Origin of the sequence: Pseudoduganella violacea (assembly GCF_014191875.1) — a bacterium.
GTDB classification, from domain to species: domain Bacteria; phylum Pseudomonadota; class Gammaproteobacteria; order Burkholderiales; family Burkholderiaceae_D; genus Rugamonas; species Rugamonas violacea_A.
The window spans coordinates 243,079-257,137 of record NZ_JACHXD010000007.1 but is presented as its reverse complement, the minus strand read 5'-3'; the positions used below and the strand labels follow the sequence as shown (position 1 = coordinate 257,137).

Here is a 14,059-nt window from a genome sequence, read left to right as displayed (position 1 = left end):
CGACGCCTGATAAACCCAGAACACTGAAGAATATGAATCGCTACCCTGTCTGGAAATACATCATCATCGCCGTGGCCGTGCTTTTCGGCGCGTTGTACACGGCGCCGAACTACTTCGGCGAATCGCCTGCACTGCAAATCACCAGTGGCAAATCCACCGTCAAGGTGAACAGCGAAACCGCTGCCCGCGTGGAAGCGGTCCTCAAGCAGGAAAATATCCCGAACAATGGCGTCAGCCTCGATGCCGGCACCAGCCACTCCGTGCGCGCCCGCTTCGCCGACACCGACAGCCAGTTCAAGGCCCGTCTGGCCCTGGAAAAAGGCTTGAACCCCGATCCCGCCGACCAGGCCTACATCGTCACCGTCAACCTGATGCCGAACACCCCACAGTGGATGCAGAAACTGCACGCCCTGCCGATGTTCCTGGGCCTGGACCTGCGCGGCGGCGTGCACTTCCTGATGCAGGTGGACACCAAGGCGGCGCTGACCAAGCGCGTGCAAGGCTTTCAGGCTGCCATCCGCGCCGAGCTGCGCGACAAGAACGTGCGCCACGCCGGCATCGACCGCGTCGGCAACACCGTCGAAATCAAGTTCCGCGAAGAGGAAACCCGCAAGAAGGCCAAGGACGTGCTGTCCGGCCAGATGCCGGACCTGGCCTTCGTTGAAGCGGCCGACGGCGCCGACCTGAAACTGGTCGCCAGCCTGAAACCGGCCGCGCTGAAAGAAACGCTGGACAACGGCGTCAAGCAAAACATCGCCACCCTGCAGAACCGCGTCAATGAGCTGGGCGTGAGCGAACCGATCATCCAGCAGCAGGGCGCCGACCGCATCGTGGTGCAGCTGCCGGGCGTGCAGGACGTGGCGCGCGCCAAGTCCATCATCGGCCGTACCGCCACCCTGGAAGTGCGCATGGTGGACGACACCATCACCCCGGGCACGGAGCTGAACGCCTCCATTCCGTACAACTCCGAGCTGTTCACCTCCGGTAAGAACACCCCGGTCGTGCTGACCAAGGACGTGGTGCTGAGCGGCGACTACATCTCCAGCGCCACCGCCAGCCTGGACGAAAACCACCAGCCGGCCGTCAGCATCGACCTGAATGGCGACGGCGGCCGCAAGATGCGCGAAGCCACCCGCGAACGCGTGGGCAAGCGCATGGCCATCGTGCTGTTCGAAAAAGGCAAGCCGGAAGTGCTGTCCGTGGCTACTATTCAGAGCGAACTGGGTAGCCGCTTCCGCATCACCGGCATGGGTTCGATGGAAAACTCCGCCGAACTGGCACTGCTGCTGCGCTCCGGCGCGCTGTACGCGCCGATGGAAGCCATCGAAGAACGCACCATCGGCCCGCAGCTGGGCGCCGAGAACGTGACCAAGGGTCTGCACTCGACGATGTACGGCTTTGCCGCCATCGCCATCTTCATGATCGCCTACTACATGATGTTCGGCTTCTTCAGCGTGCTGGCGCTGGCCGTCAACGTGCTGCTGCTGGTGGCCATCCTGTCGGTGATGCAGGCCACGCTGACCCTGCCGGGCATCGCCGCTATCGCGCTGGCCCTGGGTATGGCGATCGACGCCAACGTGCTGATTAACGAACGTGTGCGCGAAGAGCTGCGTGCCGGCGCTTCGGCGCAGGCGGCTATCTCGGCCGGCTTCGACCGCGCCTGGGCCACGATTCTGGACTCGAACGTGACCACCCTGATCGTCGGTCTTGCCCTGCTGGTCTTCGGCTCCGGCGCCGTGCGCGGCTTCGCCGTGGTGCACTGCCTGGGTATTCTGACCTCCATGTTCTCCGCCGTCTTCGTGTCGCGCGGCGTGGTCAACCTGTGGTACGGCCGCAAGAAGAAACTGCAGTCGCTGTCCATCGGCACGGTCTGGGTTCCAGACCAGGCGAAGTAAAACGGCATACCTACAGTAGAGGATTACATGGAATTTTTCCGCATTAAAAAAGACATCCCCTTCATGCGCCACGCGTTGATCTTCAACGTGATCTCGGCGCTGACCTTCGTGGCGGCGGTGTTCTTCCTGGCGACCAAGGGCTTGCACCTGTCGGTCGAGTTCAAGGGCGGCACCGTGATGGAGGTGAAGTATCCGAAGGCGGCCAATCTGGACGCCATCCGTCACACGCTGGAAACGCTGGGCTACGAACAGCCCGAAGTGACCAGCTTCGACACCGCGCGCGACGCCATGATCCGTTTGCCGATCACGCCGGGCGCCAGCAGCTCCGATACCTCGCAAAAGGTTTTCCAAGCGCTGTGCAAGGCTGAAAACGGCAGCACCAAGCAGCTCGACAAGGTGACCGACAAGGGCGAGCACCTGACCAAGATCGGCTGCGTGGACGCGGCGGGCAACGAGTCGGTGATGCTGCAGAAGGTCGAGTTCATCGGCCCGCAGGTGGGCGGCGAGCTGGCACAGAATGGTTTGAACGCGCTGGTGATGGTGATTGTCGGCGTGATGATCTATCTCGCCATCCGCTTCGAATGGAAATACGCGGTGGCGGCGATTGTCGCGAACTTGCACGACGTGGTGATCATTCTCGGCTTCTTCGCCTTCTTCCAGTGGGAATTCTCGCTGACCGTGCTGGCCGCGGTGCTGGCGGTGCTGGGCTACTCGGTCAACGAATCGGTGGTTATCTTCGACCGTATCCGCGAAAACTTCCGCAAGCAGCGCAAGGCCACTGTGCATGAAGTGATCGACAACGCGATCACCAGCACCATCTCGCGTACCATCATCACCCACGGCTGCACCCAGATGATGGTGCTGTCGATGCTCTTCCTCGGCGGTCCGACCCTGCACTTCTTCGCCATCGCGCTGACCATCGGCATCTGCTTCGGCATTTACTCCTCAGTCTTCGTGGCCGCCGCCGTCGCCATGTGGCTGGGCGTCAAACGTGAAGACCTGATCAAGCCGATCAAGGAAAAAGACGAAACCGACGGCGCCGTCGTCTAAGCCTGCGGCTCCACTAAAAAAAATCCCCTGCCAGCAATGCCAGGGGATTTTTTTATGTCGCGTCCTCTGGCGTGATGAAACCGATAGGGCGCTTTTTTCCAGGTGGAGGAGGGGCCATCAATTCGCGTATTGCAGCGAGTATCTGCTGGATCTGGTGGCAAGTTTCATGTTCGAAATGATGCTGCCGCTGTATTGCTAGGTCGGTTTTACGCTCCAGCTCGCTTAGCTTCAGTGCGAGTTCTTGATTCGATGCCATCCACTCGCGCAGTTGTACAAAGGCTCGTACAACACACACCGACACCTCAATCGCACGTGGGCTGTTCATCACCATAGCGGCCATGATGGCGCCATGCTCAGTAAAGCAGAAGGGGAGATATCGGCGTCCACCGCGCCGTTCCGATGAAGCGTTTGAGGTCGCAAAATGCGACCTCAAAATAGCGAACTCATCTTCTGTTAGTTGAAACATGAAGTCTGGCGGGAAGCGGCGGATATTTCGTTTGACCTGTTCGTTGAAGCGCTTTGTCGGTATGGCATATAAAGCGGCCAAATCGGCATCGAGCAGAACTTTCTGACCACGCAGTAGGAGAATCCGTTGAGTAATGGCCTTGAGAGGCGGTAGATCGGCATGTTTGCCAAGTGTGTGGCTCTCGCTCCGCATGGTTCCGTTTCCGGCATTGAGTTAGCCCCCAATATGCATGACAGATTGTTTTTGAGTTTGCGTTCACGCAAGCCTATTTGTCGCTCCGTCGCGCCGCATCAGCGGGCGCGACAGGATTGTTTTTCAGCTAGGGGCGCGGTAAGCTGGCTCCCTTTGCCTGGGAGTTCCGATGAGCCGTACCGGCCGCTTGTTTCAGCTGATGGATGCCTTGCGCGGCAACCGCCATCCAGTCACGGCGGCGGCGCTGGCGGAAAAGCTGGGCGTGTCGGAGCGCACCATTTACCGCGATATGCAGACCCTGGCCGAACTGGGCGCGCCGTTGCAGGGCGAGGCGGGTGTCGGCTACTTACTGCGCGCCGGCTTCTTCATGCCGCCGCTGATGTTCAGTCCGGATGAGCTGGAGGCGCTGGTGCTGGGCGCGCGCTGGGTGCGCCAGCAGGGCGATGCGGGCCTGGCGCAGGCGGCCAATAATGCGTTGGCCAAGATCGCCACCGCCACGCCCAAGGATTTGCGCGACGATATGGCCGAAACCAGCCTCTGGGTGCCATCGCGCCCTGACAGCGCAGGCCTGGACACCTTCATGCAGCCGGTGCGCGAGGCGATCCGGCGCCAGCACAAGCTGGGCATCACCTACCGCGATGAACAGGGCAGAACGTCCGAGCGCGTGGTCTGGCCGTTTGCGCTGGCGTTTTTCCAGGGGCTGCGCGTGCTGGCGGCCTGGTGTGAAATGCGCGAGGCGCTGCGCCACTTCCGCATCGACCGCATCAGCGCCGCCGAACCGCTGGCCGAATGCTATCCGACGCCGCGCCACACCCTGCTCCAGCGCTGGCGCGAAGAGAACAAGATTCCGCCGCAAGACTCCTGACAAAAACTGTCAGTGTCCAGGCTTATGATGAAGTCCTCAACCCAACCAACAGGAGACTTGAACATGCGCCTCTACCACCATCCCGTATCCTCGAATGCCCGCCGCGTGCTGCTCACCATTGCCCAGCTCGGCATTAAGGTGGATCGCGTCGAGCTGAACCTGATGGATGCGGAAGACCGCCGCCGCCTGGGCGAGGTCAATCCGAACTGCAAGGTGCCGGTGCTGGAGGACGAGGGTTTCCTGCTGTGGGAATCCTGCGCCATCATGCAGTACCTGGCCGACCAGACGCCCGGCCAGCCCCTCTATCCGCAAGAACTGAAAGCGCGCGCCGACATCAACCGCTGGCTGTTCTGGGCCGCCCAGCACTTTTCGCCCGCCATCGGCGTGTTGACCTGGGAGCGCGTGTGGAAGCCGCTCGTCACCGGCGGCACGGCCGACCCGGCCGAGCTGAAGCGCGGCGGCGAGGACCTGGAACAGTTCGCCACGGTGCTGGACCAGCATCTGGCCGGGCGCGAATGGATCAGCGGCAGTGGTTTGACCCTGGCCGACTTCGCCGTCGCCGCGCCGCTGATGTACCGCGAGCGCGCCCAGCTGCCGATCGACAATTACCCGAACCTGCTGGCCTGGTTGGCCCGCGTGCAACAGCTTGCCGCTTGGAAGCAAACCGAGCATGTCTGGTAAATACGCGTTTGTGTGAAGTTACGCACAGAGCCGAAACAGTCCAAAACATAAGATGGAACTGTCTCTTTCAGGACATCCCTAGTTTTGGACTTGGCCCGCCACATCGGCGGGCTTTTTTTATCTGAGCCAGACCTACAGCATCAGCACCGTGGTCAGCGAATGCACCTCGGCCGCCGATTCGGTGAGGATGGCGTTCAGGGTGCCGTCGCCGATGGCGAAGTCGATGGTGCGCGCCGCCTGCGGCGAGGTGGCGCCGGGGCGGCTGTGCAGCGGCGAGGGCACGGGCGCCAGGTCGTTGGCCAGCAGCAGGGTGTCGCCCAGGGTTTCCGGCGGCAGGGCGCGCAGGCCGTCCCACATCGCTTCCACCGCCTGCATCACGGCTTCCGGAATGATCAGCTTGTTAAGCACGCCACGGCCGATCTGGGCCTCGCCGTGCTCGACCCACTCTTCCGGCTCGCCCTGCATGATGGATGGGTCGCTGTCGGCGCAGGACAGCATATAGAAGCCGCCCACCTCGTGCACGATGCCGGCGAACATGGCCGTGTCGGGGTCGACATGGGTGACGCGGCGCGCGATCACCTGGGCCAGCGCGGCCACATGGGCCGTATGCTCCCACAACTGCTTGGCCATGGCCTGCAAGCCCGGATCCTTGATCTGGCTGCCGAGCTGGCGCACGATCAGGGCCGCCACCAGCGATTGCAGGGTGCGCACGCCGAGGCGCTGCACGGCCTGGCGCACGCCGGCAATCTCGTTGCCGGAGCGGTTGTAGGCGACGGAATTGGCGATGGCGACGGCGCGCGCCGCCAGCAGGGGATCGGCCTGCACCAGCTTGGCCGCGGTATCGGTGTGGCAGTCCGGGTCGCTCAGCGCTTGCTGTAGCTTGACCGAGGCGGCCACATTGGTGGGGAATGCAAGCTCTCCGCGGCCCGCTTGGGCGGCGATGCTTTTAAAGGCGTCCAGTCTGTCCATTCAAAAATTATAACCACAATATTGCCTTGCGGAATCAATTTAGAGGCAAACCCCCAATGATTTTTTTGATGGAAATCGTGGACGCCGATTGTTTGCGCCTATATGGCTCAGGTTTCGCTGAAGATCGCGTCGCAGCCTTCCTGGGTGCCTTCCACATCTTCCAGCTCGTCGGACAGGCCGAGGTCGAACAGTTCTTCCACGGCATTCATGAAGCTATTGTGTTTTGTTGCGCCGATCAGACGGTAGATGGCGCCGTCTTCATTGCGCACGCCGATCAGCAGCTTTTCCTGGCGGACGGCATCTTCCGTGCCGTTCTCCAGCAACAGATTGCTGACGATATGCTTGTCGAATTTGGCCGGGGCGATGCCGGCGATCAGGGTGGTTTTTAACATCGTAGTCTTGTTCTCGGGTTCAGTCGGTGTCCGTTCAGTCAGCTTGACGGCCGGCGGCCGTGATCGTCTGCTTGAGTCCGGACAGGGTTTTTTCCAGGGTTTCGAAATCTTCCTCGCGGTAAGCCGCGAACACTGCGCCGCCTTGCGACACCACTTGCGGGAACACCTCGTGGAACAGGCGTTCTCCCTCTGCCGTCAGACGGATGAAGAAGGAACGCTTATCGTCCGCGCTGCGCTCGCGCTCGACCAGGCCCTTGGCTTCCAGGCGTTCGATGACGCCGGTCAGCGTGCCCTTGGTGATCAGGGTTTTCTCCCCCAGCTCTTTATAGGACATGCCGGGCGTGTTGCCCAGGGTGGCGATGATGTCGAATTGCGCATGGGTCAGGCCGCACTGGCGCACATGCTCGCCGGACAGCCGCTCGAACGCTTGCATGCACTCGGCCAGCAAACGGATGCTTTTCAAATATCGATTCCCCATGGGGCGAGATTATAGCGCCGGTCCGCATTTTCCCTTCCCCCTTCATTCGGGTAATATGAGCGGCTAAACAACATTTTTCCTTCCGCTTATTTCATAGCCTATGTCTCAACACGCGCGCGGCATTCTGGCCCTCTTGCTGGTCACGGTAGTCTGGGGCACGACCTTCCCGGCCATGAAGGATATGACCGGCTATCTGTCGGCGAACTGGATCGTGGTCAGCCGCTTCACCATGGCGGGCTTGCTGCTTTCGCCCTTCCTGCTGCGCGCGCGCTGGAAAGACCTGCATTACGGCTTCCTGGCGGGGTTGGTGCTGTTCTTTTGCTACCTGTTCCAGGTGGAAGGGCTGGCCCTGACCACCTCCAACCGCAACGCCTTCATCTGCGGCCTCAACGTGCTGGTGCCGCCGCTGCTGGGCCGTCTGCTGGGACGCAAGGCCGAGGGCCGCATCGTGCTGGCCCTGGCGCTGGCCATGGCCGGCCTGTTCGCCCTGTGCTGGGACGGCAATCTGGCTTGGGCACGGGGCGATACCCTGGCGCTGTTGGCGGCCCTGTGCTTCGGCGTCTACATCCTGATGATGGAAGCGTTTTCGCGCAAGGCCGAGCGCCTGATGACCCTGACCGCAGCCCAGATCTGGACCGTGGCCATCTGCGCCGGCCTGTGGATCCTGCTGCGCGAAGTGCCGCGCGGCCAGATCGACGTGCACCAGGACCAGCTCAATTACTGGGCCTATGTCTGGCAGGGACTCAAGCTGTATAGCGTGAATCTGATCTATCTGGGCGTGGTGGCCACGGCCGCCATCATCTCGCTGCAAACCTGGGGCCAGAGCCATGCCACGGCCAACGAGGCGGCCGTGATCTATGCGTTCGAGCCGGGCTGCGCCGCCATCTTCGCCTATTTCTGGCTGGGCGAGACCCTGGGCTGGACCGGCCTGCTCGGTGCGGTACTGTTGATCTCCGGTATGATAGTCAGCCAATGGAATAGCGCGCCGCGCCCCACCGCCTCGCTGGCGCCGGAATAAAGCCTCTTGCCTGAAAGACCCGACCGACCCGATGTTAAGCCGCTGTGCCAAATTCATTCGCTAATCTCTCCCCGCTGACGCAGGCCGGCCCGGTGCGCGTGCTGCTGGTGAATGCGGGCGAAGCCGAGGCGCTGAGCTGGTCGGCCCTGGTGCAGCCCTTGCGTCTGGCGCAGCGCCTGCTGCCGGACGGCTTGCAGCTTGAGGTCTGCACGCTGGCGCAGGCGGCCCAGCCGCTGCCGGAGCAGCATCCCGGCTGGCAGCTGGCCCTGTTGGTGGGCGAGGAGGGCGCGCGCGACCCCGACCCCGCGCTGTGCCGCGCCGCCATTGAGCGCTGCCGCCAAGCCGCCTTTTGGGGCGCCGTGGGCGCCGGCGTGCTGTGGCTGGCCGAAGCGGGCGCCGTCGGCGGCGTGCGCATCGCGCTGCCCTGGTCGCTGTATGCCGACACCGAAGACGTACCCAGCCGCGCCATCCTGATCCCCCAGCTGTATGTGATCGACGGCCGCCACCTGAGCTGTTGCGGCGGCGCCGCCAGTCTCGACTTCTCGCTGACCCTGATCGAAGCCCTGTTCGGCGCTGCCCTGCAGGCCGAGATCAAGGAAGCGCTGTGCGTGGAACGCGTGCGCGGCCCCGAAGAGCGCCAGCGCGTGGCCCTGCAAGCCCGTTTCGGCGCCCTGCAGCCCAAGCTGTCGGAAGCGGTGACGCTGATGGAAACCAATATCGAGGAACCACTCTCCACCGACGACGTCGCCAACCTGGTCGGCCTCTCGCGGCGCCAGCTCGAACGCCTGTTCAAGCAATACCTGGGCAGCCTGCCCTCGCGCTACTACCTGGAGCTGCGCCTGCGCCGCGCCCGCCAATTACTGCGTGAAACCAACCATTCCATCGTCCAAGTCGGCCTGATGTGTGGTTTTTCCTCCGGCTCGCACTTCTCCACCGCCTTCGGCGCCCTGTTCGGCAACACCCCACGCGAGGAGCGCCAGCGCAAGCTCGCGGCCTCCTGAGCCTACGGCTGAGCCCAAGGTGGACACGAAGTCAGCTGTGGCATCTTTACTATTTGTGAAAAACCTTGTCGCAGATTCAAAAGAGTTTTAGCATCCCCGCTTTTACAATGCCAGTACCAGGGCGCGGCCTGCTGCCCTCCGTACCTCTTACCTAGATGGGGATTGCCATGAATGCAAAGCTTGATTCGACTGTAACCACTCGCCCTGTTACCCGACAGACTTTTGACGACGTGCTCGTGCCGACCTACGCGCCTGCCGCGATGGTGCCGGTGCGCGCTTCGGGCCTGGACCTGTGGGACCAGAACGGCAAGCATTATCTGGATTTCACGTCGGGCATCGCCGTGGCCTCCCTCGGCCACTGCAATCCAGCGCTGGTCGAGACTCTGACCCAGCAGGCGAATACCCTGTGGCACCTGGGCAATGGCTATACCAACGAGCCGGTGCTGCGCCTGGCCCTGGCCCTGACCGAAGCGACCTTCGCCGACCGCGCCTTCTTCTGCAACTCCGGCGCCGAAGCCAATGAGGCGGCCCTGAAACTGGCGCGTAAGCACGCCCACACCAAGTTCGGCGCGCACAAATCGCGCGTCGTGTCCTGCCTGAATTCCTTCCACGGCCGCACCCTGTTCACCGTGTCGGTGGGCGGCCAGGCCAAGTACACCGAGGGCTTCGAGCCGCTGCCGCCGTCGATCGACCACATTCCTTACAACGATATCGAGGCGGCGCGTGCCGCCATCGGCGACGATGTGTGCGCGGTGATCGTGGAGCCGGTGCAGGGCGAGGGCGGCGTGATGCCGGGCAATCCCGAATACCTGCGCGTGCTGCGCGAGCTGTGCGACAAGACCGGCGCCGTGCTGATCTTCGACGAAGTGCAATCCGGCATGGGCCGTACCGGCGCGCTGTTCGCCTACCAGGGCTATGGCGTGACGCCGGACATCCTGACCGCCGCCAAGGCGCTGGGCAATGGCTATCCGATCGGCGCCATGCTGACCACCAACGAGCTGGCCCAGACCCTGAGCGTGGGCACCCACGGCACCACCTACGGCGGCAACCCGCTGGCCGCGTCCATCGCGCTGAAAGTGCTGGAGACGATCAACCAGCCGGCCTTCCTGGCGCGCGTGAAGGAAGCCAGCGTCAAGCTGATCGCCAAGCTGGAAACCCTGGTCAAGGATTATCCGAACGTGTTCTCCGCCGTGCGCGGCAGCGGCCTGCTGCTGGGCGTGGTGGTGGCCGAGGCCTTCAAGGGCCGCTCCAAAGACATCCAGCGCGCCGCCGAAGCGCAAGGCTTGATGGTGCTGATCGCCGGCACCGACGTGCTGCGCCTGGCGCCGGCCCTGATCGTCTCCGACGCCCAGATCGAGGAAGCCGACCGCCTGCTGCGCCTGGCCCTGAACGAGCTGACCAAGCCAGCGTAATAGCGGCCGCCCCGGCGGCTTGCTAAAGCCCGGCGCTGTGGTGGCGCCGGGCGTATCTATATTCAGCAAGGAGTTCAAATGTATGTTGTCCGTCCGGTAGAACTTGCGGATATCGCCGCGCTCGAAGCGCTGGCCGCCGTCACCATGCCGGGTGTCCATACCCTGCCGAAAACGCGCGACAAGATCGTCCAGGCAGTGGAGCGCTCGATTGCCTCGTTCGCGGCGCATGTCGATATTCCCAGCGAAGAGTCCTACCTGTTTGTGCTGGAATCGGTGGCGGAAAAACAGATCGTCGGCACGGCCGCCATCTTCGCCTCCGCCGGTTCCAACGGCACTTATTTCTCCTTCCGCAACGATGTGATCCAGCAGGTCTCGCGGGACCTGAACATCAGCCACAGCGTGCATGCGCTGACCCTGTGCTCGGAGCTGACCGCCTACTCCCAGCTTTCCAGTTTCTATGTCGACGAGCGCCTGAAAAGCCGGCCCGAAGCGGCCCTGCTGTCGCGCGCCCGCCTGCTGTTCGCCGTGCTGGCGCCGCACCGTTTCGGCGACCGCTTCTTCGTGCCGCTGGCCGGCGTCACCGATCCGGATGGCGGCTCGCCGTTCTGGGATGCGCTGGGCCGCAAATTCTTCAAGATGGATTTCCTTGACGCCGAACGCGTGATCGGCGGCGCGCGCAACCGCACCCTGATCGTCGAGCTGATGCCGCACTACCCGGTGTACGTGCCGCTGCTGCCGGGCGACGCCCAGGCGGCCATGGGCCAGATCCATCCATCGGGCGAGCTGGCCTTCAATCTGCTGACGGCCGAAGGCTTCGAGGCCGACGAGTACATCGACATCTTCGATGGCGGCCCGATCCTGCAAGCCCACAAGCATACGCTGCGCACCTTCAACTCATCGCTGACGCGCCGCGTGCAGGACGTGGCGCCGGGCGATACCCTCGACGCCGTCGCCACCTATGCGATCGCCTCCCGTCCGGGCATGGCCTTCCGCGCCGTCACCATCGCCAGCCCGGCGCTGGAGAACAGCGAGACCGTCGGCCTGCCGCAGCATCTGCAGGAGCTGCTGGGCGTCGCCGCGGGCGACGATGTGATCTGCGTCCGCATTTAAAGTGAGAGAGCTATGCTAGTTGTACGCGCCATCAACGCATCCGACCTGGATGCCCTGTACGGTCTGGCCAGCCAGGTCGGCACCGGCATGACCACGCTCAAGCCGGACATGAAAATGCTGGGCGACCGCCTGGCGATCGCCTGCGCTTCCTTTGCCGAGACCATTCCGCCCGAAGAGCGCGACTATATGTTCGTGATGGAGGACACCACCAGCGGCCGCCTGGCCGGGGTGTGCGCCATCAAGGGGGCGGTCGGCCTGACCGAGCCTTTCTACAATTACCGCATCGGCACTCTGGTGCACTCCAGCCGCGAGCTCGATGTGTTCACGCGCATGGAAACCCTGTACCTGTCGAACGACCTGACCGGCAGCTCGGAACTGTGCTCGCTGTTCCTGCACCCCGACTACCGCAGCGGCAATACCGGCCGCCTGCTGTCGAAGTGCCGCTTCCTGTTCATCGCCCAGTTCCCGCATCTGTTCACCAAACGCTTGATCGCCGAGATGCGCGGCTACCAGGCGCCGGACGGCAGCTCGCCTTTCTACGAAGGCCTGGGCCGCCATTTCTTCAAGATGGATTTCCACCATGTGGACGACCTGACGGCGCTGGGCAAGAAGTCCTTCATCGCCGAACTGATGCCGCGCCAGCCCATGTATGTGGCCTATCTGCCGCAGGACGCGCAGGATGTGGTGGGCGAGGTGCACGAAGCGACCAAGCCGGCGCGCCGCCTGCTGGAACAGGAGGGCATGTATTTCGAAGGCTATATCGACATCTTCGACGCCGGCCCCGTGCTGCAGGCGCGCACCTCGGAGCTGCGCGCCATGCGCGACAGCGAATTGGTCGGCGTGGAAATCGATAGCGATGCAACCCATGCCTGCGCGCCGAATCCGGAACCGATGCTGGTGTCGAATACGGTGCTCAAGGATTTCCGCATGATCCTGTCCGACGCCAGCCCGGCAAACGGCAAGATCGACCTGTCCGCCGCCGACCAGAAACTGCTGGGCGTGAAGGCGGGCGACACCGTGCGCACCCTGTCTCTCAACGTGAGGAAGAATACCAATGTCTGAACAAGCACTGAGCAACTTCATCAACGGCCAATGGAAGGCCGGCAGCGGCGCTGAGCTGGTCACCGTCAATCCGGCCAACGGCCAGCAGACCTGGGCCAGCCGCGAAGCCACCGCGCAGGACGTGGCCGAGGCTTGCGCCGCCGCGCACGCCGCCTTTGAAGCCTGGTCCTGGAAACCGCTGGAAGAGCGCATCGCCGTCGTTATCCGTTTCCGCGACCTGCTGAAAGAAAACGCCGAGGAGCTGGCGCTGCTGATCTCCGAGGAAGTGGGCAAGCCGCTGTGGGAAGCGCGCACCGAAGTCACCACCATGGCCAATAAGGTCGATATCTCGATCCAGTCCCATGGCGCGCGCACTGGCGAAACCCGTAACACCGTGGCCGATGGCGAAGCCGTGCTGCGCCACCGTCCGCATGGCGTGTTCGGCGTGTTTGGTCCTTACAACTTCCCCGGCCACCTGCCCAATGGTCATATCGTGCCGGCCCTGATCGCCGGTAACACGGTGGTCTTCAAGCCGAGCGAATACGCGCCGCGCACCGCCGTGAAAACCGTGCAGCTGTGGGAAAAAGCCGGCGTGCCGTCCGGCGTGGTGAATCTGGTCAACGGTGGCCGCGATACCGGCATCGCCCTGGGCCAGAACGAGCTGCTGGACGGCGTGCTGTTTACCGGCAGCAGCCAGACCGGCGCGGCTCTGCACCGCCAGTTCGGCGGCCAGCCAGGCAAGCTGCTGGCGCTGGAAATGGGCGGCAACAACCCGCTGGTGGTATGGGATGCGAAGAATATCGACGCCGCCGTCTTCATGGCGATTTCCTCCGCCTTCATTTCGGCCGGCCAGCGCTGCACCTGCGCGCGCCGCTTGATCGTGCAGGATACGCCGGAAACCGACGCCTTCATCCAGCGCCTGGTGGAAGTGGCCGGCAAGATCGTGGTCGGCGAATCGAACGCCGAGCCGGCGCCCTTCATGGGGCCGGTGGTCTCGGCCGCCGTGGCCGAGCGCCTGGTGCAGGCGCAGAACGATATGGTCGCCAAGGGCGGCAAGCTGCTGCTGGAAATGCGCCAGCTGAAAGCGGGCACCGGCTTCGTTTCGGCCGGCATCGTCGACGTCACCAATGCCCAGGGCATTCCGGACGAGGAATGGTTCGGCCCACTGCTGCAGATCGTGCGCGTGAAGGACTTCGACAGCGCCGTGCGCGCCGCCAATAACACCGGCTTCGGCCTGGCCGCCGCCCTGATCTCGAACGACGAGTCGCTGTGGAAGCAGTTCCAGCAGCGCGCCCGCGCCGGCATCGTCAACTGGAACCGTCCGACCACGGGCGCGGCCAGTAGCGCGCCGTTCGGTGGCGTGGGCAAATCGGGCAATCACCGTCCGAGCGCCTATTACGCGGCCGACTACTGCGCCTATCCGGTTGCATCCATCGAGAACGGCGCGCTGGAAATGCCCGCCAAGCTCTCCCCCGGTCTGAACTTCTAA

14 protein-coding genes are annotated in these 14,059 nt (G+C 63.3%); 10 read left to right on the top strand and 4 right to left on the bottom strand.

What is annotated here, in order from left to right; translation table 11 throughout:
- The first annotated feature begins 32 nt into the window (after positions 1-32).
- Positions 33-1,895 carry a protein translocase subunit SecD gene (secD, locus tag FHS03_RS14705; protein ID WP_183441701.1) on the top strand — a complete coding sequence of 621 codons (1,863 nt, stop codon included), beginning with the start codon at positions 33-35 and terminating at the stop codon, positions 1,893-1,895.
- 27 nt (positions 1,896-1,922) lie between these two features.
- Positions 1,923-2,945, top strand: coding sequence for a protein translocase subunit SecF (gene secF / locus FHS03_RS14700; protein WP_183441700.1), 1,023 nt, complete (start codon positions 1,923-1,925; stop codon positions 2,943-2,945).
- A 52-nt stretch (positions 2,946-2,997) separates the two neighbouring features.
- On the opposite strand, the gene FHS03_RS14695 is transcribed toward secF, so the two are convergent.
- Positions 2,998-3,603: an ORF6N domain-containing protein gene (locus FHS03_RS14695; RefSeq protein WP_183441699.1), complete on the bottom strand. Its 606-nt coding sequence runs from the start codon at positions 3,601-3,603 to the stop codon at positions 2,998-3,000.
- A gap of 169 nt (positions 3,604-3,772) precedes the next feature.
- On the opposite strand from FHS03_RS14695, the gene FHS03_RS14690 reads away from it, so the two are divergent.
- Positions 3,773-4,468 (top strand): helix-turn-helix transcriptional regulator, encoded by a 696-nt coding sequence (locus FHS03_RS14690; protein WP_183441698.1) that lies wholly within the window; start codon positions 3,773-3,775, stop codon positions 4,466-4,468.
- Positions 4,469-4,531: 63 nt separating this feature from the next.
- On the top strand, positions 4,532-5,149 hold the full coding sequence (locus FHS03_RS14685; protein ID WP_183441697.1) for a glutathione S-transferase family protein: 618 nt from the start codon (positions 4,532-4,534) through the stop codon (positions 5,147-5,149).
- 132 nt (positions 5,150-5,281) lie between these two features.
- Here FHS03_RS14685 and FHS03_RS14680 read toward each other — a convergent pair whose 3' ends face one another.
- From FHS03_RS14680 to FHS03_RS14670, 3 genes are all read right to left on the bottom strand, one after another.
- Positions 5,282-6,118 (bottom strand): HDOD domain-containing protein, encoded by an 837-nt coding sequence (locus FHS03_RS14680; RefSeq protein ID WP_183441696.1) that lies wholly within the window; start codon positions 6,116-6,118, stop codon positions 5,282-5,284.
- A 107-nt stretch (positions 6,119-6,225) separates the two neighbouring features.
- Positions 6,226-6,510 (bottom strand): hypothetical protein, encoded by a 285-nt coding sequence (locus tag FHS03_RS14675; RefSeq protein WP_183441695.1) that lies wholly within the window; start codon positions 6,508-6,510, stop codon positions 6,226-6,228.
- Between the two features lie 34 nt (positions 6,511-6,544).
- Positions 6,545-6,988 (bottom strand): MarR family winged helix-turn-helix transcriptional regulator, encoded by a 444-nt coding sequence (locus FHS03_RS14670; protein ID WP_183441694.1) that lies wholly within the window; start codon positions 6,986-6,988, stop codon positions 6,545-6,547.
- Positions 6,989-7,088: 100 nt separating this feature from the next.
- On the opposite strand from FHS03_RS14670, the gene FHS03_RS14665 reads away from it, so the two are divergent.
- The 6 genes from FHS03_RS14665 (at position 7,089) to astD (ending at position 14,059) form a co-directional block, all read left to right on the top strand.
- Positions 7,089-8,006 (top strand): DMT family transporter, encoded by a 918-nt coding sequence (locus FHS03_RS14665; protein WP_183441693.1) that lies wholly within the window; start codon positions 7,089-7,091, stop codon positions 8,004-8,006.
- Between the two features lie 44 nt (positions 8,007-8,050).
- Positions 8,051-9,007, top strand: a complete 957-nt coding sequence (locus tag FHS03_RS14660; protein WP_371871704.1) for a GlxA family transcriptional regulator — start codon at positions 8,051-8,053, stop codon at positions 9,005-9,007.
- Positions 9,008-9,174: 167 nt separating this feature from the next.
- Complete coding sequence (astC, locus tag FHS03_RS14655) at positions 9,175-10,419, top strand: acetylornithine/succinylornithine family transaminase (protein ID WP_183441692.1); 1,245 nt, start codon at positions 9,175-9,177, stop codon at positions 10,417-10,419.
- Positions 10,420-10,497: 78 nt separating this feature from the next.
- Positions 10,498-11,529, top strand: coding sequence for an arginine N-succinyltransferase (locus FHS03_RS14650; protein ID WP_183441691.1), 1,032 nt, complete (start codon positions 10,498-10,500; stop codon positions 11,527-11,529).
- Positions 11,530-11,541: 12 nt separating this feature from the next.
- Positions 11,542-12,591, top strand: coding sequence for an arginine N-succinyltransferase (gene astA, locus FHS03_RS14645; RefSeq protein ID WP_183441690.1), 1,050 nt, complete (start codon positions 11,542-11,544; stop codon positions 12,589-12,591).
- Positions 12,584-14,059, top strand: coding sequence for a succinylglutamate-semialdehyde dehydrogenase (astD, locus tag FHS03_RS14640; RefSeq protein WP_183441689.1), 1,476 nt, complete (start codon positions 12,584-12,586; stop codon positions 14,057-14,059). The genes astA and astD overlap by 8 nt, the downstream gene beginning before the upstream one ends.